The sequence below is a fragment of the Solemya elarraichensis gill symbiont genome, from assembly GCF_002021095.1.
GTDB lineage: Bacteria > Pseudomonadota > Gammaproteobacteria > Chromatiales > Chromatiaceae.
In genome coordinates, this window is sequence record NZ_MPRK01000185.1 from 1 (window position 1) to 4325 (window position 4325).

The 4325-nt window shown below is 51.6% G+C and carries 7 protein-coding genes and 1 pseudogene; 7 read left to right on the forward strand and 1 reads right to left on the reverse strand.

Annotated elements, in window-relative coordinates:
• Positions 1 to 170: 170 nt before the first annotated feature.
• The 7 genes and pseudogenes from rpsP (at position 171) to BOW51_RS11695 (ending at position 3687) form a co-directional block, all read left to right on the forward strand.
• Positions 171 to 425, forward strand: coding sequence for a 30S ribosomal protein S16 (gene rpsP / locus BOW51_RS08645; protein ID WP_078477375.1), 255 nt, complete (start codon positions 171 to 173; stop codon positions 423 to 425).
• A gap of 16 nt (positions 426 to 441) precedes the next feature.
• Complete coding sequence (gene rimM, locus BOW51_RS08650; protein WP_078477376.1) at positions 442 to 957, forward strand: ribosome maturation factor RimM; 516 nt, start codon at positions 442 to 444, stop codon at positions 955 to 957.
• A gap of 5 nt (positions 958 to 962) precedes the next feature.
• Positions 963 to 1715 carry a tRNA (guanosine(37)-N1)-methyltransferase TrmD gene (gene trmD / locus BOW51_RS08655; protein ID WP_078477377.1) on the forward strand — a complete coding sequence of 251 codons (753 nt, stop codon included), beginning with the start codon at positions 963 to 965 and terminating at the stop codon, positions 1713 to 1715.
• Between the two features lie 2 nt (positions 1716 to 1717).
• Positions 1718 to 2059: a 50S ribosomal protein L19 gene (rplS, locus tag BOW51_RS08660; RefSeq protein WP_078477379.1), complete on the forward strand. Its 342-nt coding sequence runs from the start codon at positions 1718 to 1720 to the stop codon at positions 2057 to 2059.
• A 96-nt stretch (positions 2060 to 2155) separates the two neighbouring features.
• Positions 2156 to 3284 (forward strand): annotated as a pseudogene (locus BOW51_RS08665) (MFS transporter).
• A gap of 186 nt (positions 3285 to 3470) precedes the next feature.
• On the forward strand, positions 3471 to 3626 hold the full coding sequence (locus tag BOW51_RS11690; RefSeq protein ID WP_245828636.1) for a hypothetical protein: 156 nt from the start codon (positions 3471 to 3473) through the stop codon (positions 3624 to 3626).
• The gene (locus BOW51_RS11695) at positions 3595 to 3687 is read left to right on the forward strand and encodes a hypothetical protein (RefSeq protein ID WP_370738165.1); all 93 of its coding nucleotides are present in this window, start codon (positions 3595 to 3597) and stop codon (positions 3685 to 3687) included. Before BOW51_RS11690 ends, BOW51_RS11695 begins: the two co-directional genes overlap by 32 nt.
• Positions 3688 to 3739: 52 nt before the next feature.
• On the opposite strand, the gene BOW51_RS08675 is transcribed toward BOW51_RS11695, so the two are convergent.
• The coding region (locus BOW51_RS08675; protein WP_135568180.1) for a GNAT family N-acetyltransferase at positions 3740 to 4325 on the reverse strand (586 nt) is incomplete at its 5' end.

Consider the following 4325-nt stretch of genomic DNA (forward strand, 5'->3'; position numbering starts at 1 on the left):
CCGGGGATTCCCAGGCAGCCCTTTTGCTTGAATTTCCTCAACTTTTTACTTCACATATGCGTGGATTTGCGTATAATTCGCGCTTTACTGATGACCCCTGAGGGTCAGATTGTTTCGTTTTTCTTCCGGGTGCCTGGAGGAAAAGCTTTTGTATTCAATAGGATAAATGAATGGTTACCATCCGTCTTTCTAGAACTGGCGCGAAAAAACGTCCTTTCTACCACCTTGTTGTGACCGACAGCCGCAATGCGCGCGACGGTCGTTACATTGAACGTATCGGTTTTTTCAACCCGGTTGCACGCGGCCAGGAAGAGCGTCTGCGTGTCGAACTTGACCGTGTTGACCACTGGATCGGCCAGGGCGCACAGCAGTCCGAGCGCGTTCAGGAACTGGTGAAGAATTATCGCAAACAGGCTGCTGCCTGATTGTTAGAGGTCAGTCTTGGCTGACAATTCCGGCCAGCGCCTCGTGGTACTGGGGCGCATATCGGGACTCCATGGAGTCCAGGGCTGGGTGAAGATTTTCTCCCATACGGATCCGCGTGAAGGAATCGTTAAATATGCTCCGTGGCTGATACGTCGCGACGGCAAGTGGGAAGAGATCAAGGTCGTCTCAGGGCGCAGGCACGGCAAAACAGTCGTTGCCAAAATTGAAGGCGTTAATGATCGCAACCAGGCAGCAGAACTGCTGGATTGTGATATCGCGGTCGAGAGATCGAAGCTACCGCCTTCATCGCAGGACGATTACTACTGGACAGACCTTGAAAATCTGTCCGTACAGACTGTCGATGGTGAAGTACTTGGCCGTATCGACTATCTGTTTGAAACAGGCTCGAACGATGTCATGGTGGTGCAGGGTGAGCGGCAACGGCTGATCCCCTTTATTGAGCCAGAGGTCGTCAAGCAGGTTGACCTGGAAAACGGCCTGATGGTTGTAGACTGGGATCCGGAGTTCTAGCCCGGATGCGATTTGACCTGGTAACTCTGTTTCCGGAGATGTTCGAGGCAATACGCTGCGGCATACCCGGCAGGGCGATCGATAAGGGAATCGCCTCGTATCATTGCTGGAATCCGAGGGATTACACGCAGGATATCCATCGCACTGTCGATGATCGCCCCTACGGTGGCGGCCCCGGCATGGTGATGAAAGTGGAACCGCTGCGAGCTGCAATTGAAGATGCACGCAAGGCAGCGCCGGGTAGCAAGGTTATCTACCTGAGTCCACAAGGCAGGCGCTTTGACCAGGAAGCGGCACTGCAGATGAGCAAACGCGAAGGAGTGATTTTGCTTGCAGGGCGTTACGAGGGAATCGACGAACGCCTGCTTGAACTGGATGTAGATGAAGAGTGGTCAATTGGTGACTATGTGCTTTCGGGCGGTGAACTCCCGGCGATGGTCATGATGGATGCCATTATCCGCCTGCTACCAGCTGCCCTCGGGCATGCGCAGTCGGCAGTACAGGATTCACATGTGGATGGTTTGCTTGATTGTCCACATTTTACCAGGCCGGAAGAGATTGATGGCCTGGCGGTACCGCAGATATTACTCAGCGGTGACCATGAAAAAATCCGCCAGTGGCGGTTGCAGCAGGCACTGGGTCGTACGTGGATACGCCGACCTGACTTGCTGGAAGGGCGCTCAATGAGTGCCGAAGAGACGAATTTTTTAAATCAATTTATCGCTGCGCATGAGCGGCAGAAGTGTGAGGAAGAGTAACAATGGGAAACATCATCGAGCAGCTTGAAGCGGAACAGGTCCGCGATGTACCTGATTTCGGCCCGGGTGATACCGTCGTCGTGCAGGTGAAGGTAAAAGAGGGTAACCGCGAGCGCTTGCAGGCATTCGAGGGTGTTGTTATCGCAAAGCGTAACCGTGGCCTGAACTCGGCATTCACCGTGCGCAAGATTTCACACGGCGAAGGTGTTGAGCGTGTCTTCCAGACTCACAGCCACAGCGTTGCAGAGATCAAGGTCAAGCGTCGCGGTGACGTTCGTCGCGCCAAGCTTTACTACCTCCGTGAGCGTGCAGGAAAATCTGCGCGTATCAAGGAAAAGGTATAAATTACAGGGGCTACCAAGCCTTGTGTACGAAAAGCCGGGTTTCAGCCCGGCTTTTTTTGTGCCACAAGATAAGTGCCGCTTAGATGAAAACACTCTATGTCTGAATCACTCAAAAAACCGGAATATTTCCTGATCTTGCTGGCAGCAGCAGGCTCTTTTGCTTTTGCAGCCTGGTTAACCCTGCTGAATAATTTTGTAGTGGAAAAGGCCGGATTCAGCGGGGTAGAAATCGGCATTTTGCAGAGCCTCCGTGAGGTGCCGGGATTTCTTGCCTTTACCACTATTTTTATTCTGTTGCTGATTCGCGAACAGAGCTTTGCGCTGATCTCCATCATACTGCTTGGTCTAGGCGTGGCGATGACCGGACTATTACCAAGCGAATACGGGCTCTATTTCACAACTGTATTGATGTCGGTAGGTTTTCACTACTACTTTACCTTGCAGCAATCACTGACCCTGCAGTGGGTTGATAAAGAGCGATCCCCGCTGATCATGGGACGCCTCTCATCTGCCAGGTCGGTTGCATCCCTCATCGTCTTTTGCGGGATCTGGGCCGGTATAGAATGGTTTCAGCTCGGATATGTCTGGCTTTACGGTATTGCGGGCATGGAGATGGTTTCCTGTTTTCCCCCACCATGAGCCGCAACATAAACACCTGGTGTTCAGAAAACGCTATTGGCTTTACTACGCCCTGGTTTTCATGAGTGGGGCTCGTCGCCAAATATTTATGGTGTTTGCAGGCTTTCTGATGGTTCAGAAATTTGGCTACAGCGTATCTGAGATCGCCTTGCTGTTACTGGTTAACCACGTCATCAACACACCCCTGGCACCAAGAATAGGACGTCTGATCAGTGCCTGGGGTGAGCAACGAATATTAACACTGGAATATATTGGCCTGATTTTCATCTTTGTCTCCTACGCGTTCGTAGAGACAGGCTGGATAGCAGCCGTGTTATATGTTGTGGATCATCTTCTGTTTGCCATGGCGATTGGTATTAACAGCTACTTTCACAAGATTGCCGATCCAAAAGATATCGCTTCTACCGCTGGTGTCTCCTTTACGATTAATCACATTGCTGCGGTAGTCATACCTGTATCGTTCGGTCTGATCTGGATGGTATCGCCTTCCAGTGTATTCCTGGCTGGCGCCGGTATGGCGGTTGTCTCTTTGGGGCTTGCGCTGATGGTGCCATCGAAAGCACGCCTGAAGATACTGACTGGATAAACAGGTAATCCTGTATCAATAACTCCTGCTCCCCGACATCCCGGTTCAATTACCTTCATTTAAGTAAAATTGAATTTCCGGGAAACGCCATCTACACTTGAAGTCATAACGAGAAAAAAGTTTCCGGAATACACTGGATACACCGTAGATTGAGTGTGTAACTACCTCAAGAGGAGAAGCTGAAAAATGGTTGATTTTCCCTATGCCCCAAGTGACTGGAGCCTGGACGAGGCGCAGCGCATTGCAGATGAACAGAATATCAAACTGGACAAGCCACACTGCCGGCGGGAGAAAATATCTTTATCAATTACTGCCCGGTGGACCGATCGCCCTGGGTTGTAGGCTTGCAGGCCTGCCAGTTCCGCCAGGTGCAGTGGATAAATCATTCGGCAGTGCGCTCTAGAGGGTATACCGAATAAGGTGGGATGGTGTTGGTTTTGTACGCCTTGCCGAGTTCAAAATCCGGGCTCATTCAAGAGCCAGGTGTCATCAAGGAAATCCCATTCGCCTTCGTTTAAAAGCTCCAGCGGTTTAAATGCCTGCTTGTAGGACATCTTGTGACAGTTCTCTATCCAGTAACCAAGGTAGAGCCAGGGTAGTCCCAACTGTGTGCAGCGTTCAAGCTGGCACAGGATGCCGAATGTCCCAAGGCTGCGTTTGTGCAGTTGCGGATCGAAAAAGGTGTAGAGTGCCGAAAGTGCATTGGGCGTCCTGTCAGTAACAGCGACCATCACCAATTGGTCATCCAGCCAGCCTTCGATCAGTTCGGTTTCACCCCAGCTGCAACCGAGGAACTGTTCCATCTGATCCTGGGTGTGTTCAGCCATACCGCCTTCCTGGTGGCGAGATTCGAGATAGCGATTGTAGAGTTCGAAATGCACATCGCTGAAATCGGCCTGCGAGCGGTAACGGATGTCGATATCCCGGTTTGTTTTACAGGTGCGTTCGCTGCGCGCCAAGGAGAGAGAATCGAAGGCGCGTAGTCCCCGGTAGCCACTAGGCGAGACTGTTTTTCTGACGTGCGCCAGCGCCAAAGGAAAA

Coding starts and splice junctions, on each gene's coding strand:
- rpsP (WP_078477375.1), top strand. CDS start 171: ATGGTTACCATCCGTCTTTCTAGAACTGGCGCGAAAAAACGTCCTTTC.
- trmD (WP_078477377.1), top strand. CDS start 963: ATGCGATTTGACCTGGTAACTCTGTTTCCGGAGATGTTCGAGGCAATA.
- rplS (WP_078477379.1), top strand. CDS start 1,718: ATGGGAAACATCATCGAGCAGCTTGAAGCGGAACAGGTCCGCGATGTA.
- BOW51_RS11690 (WP_245828636.1), top strand. CDS start 3,471: ATGGTTGATTTTCCCTATGCCCCAAGTGACTGGAGCCTGGACGAGGCG.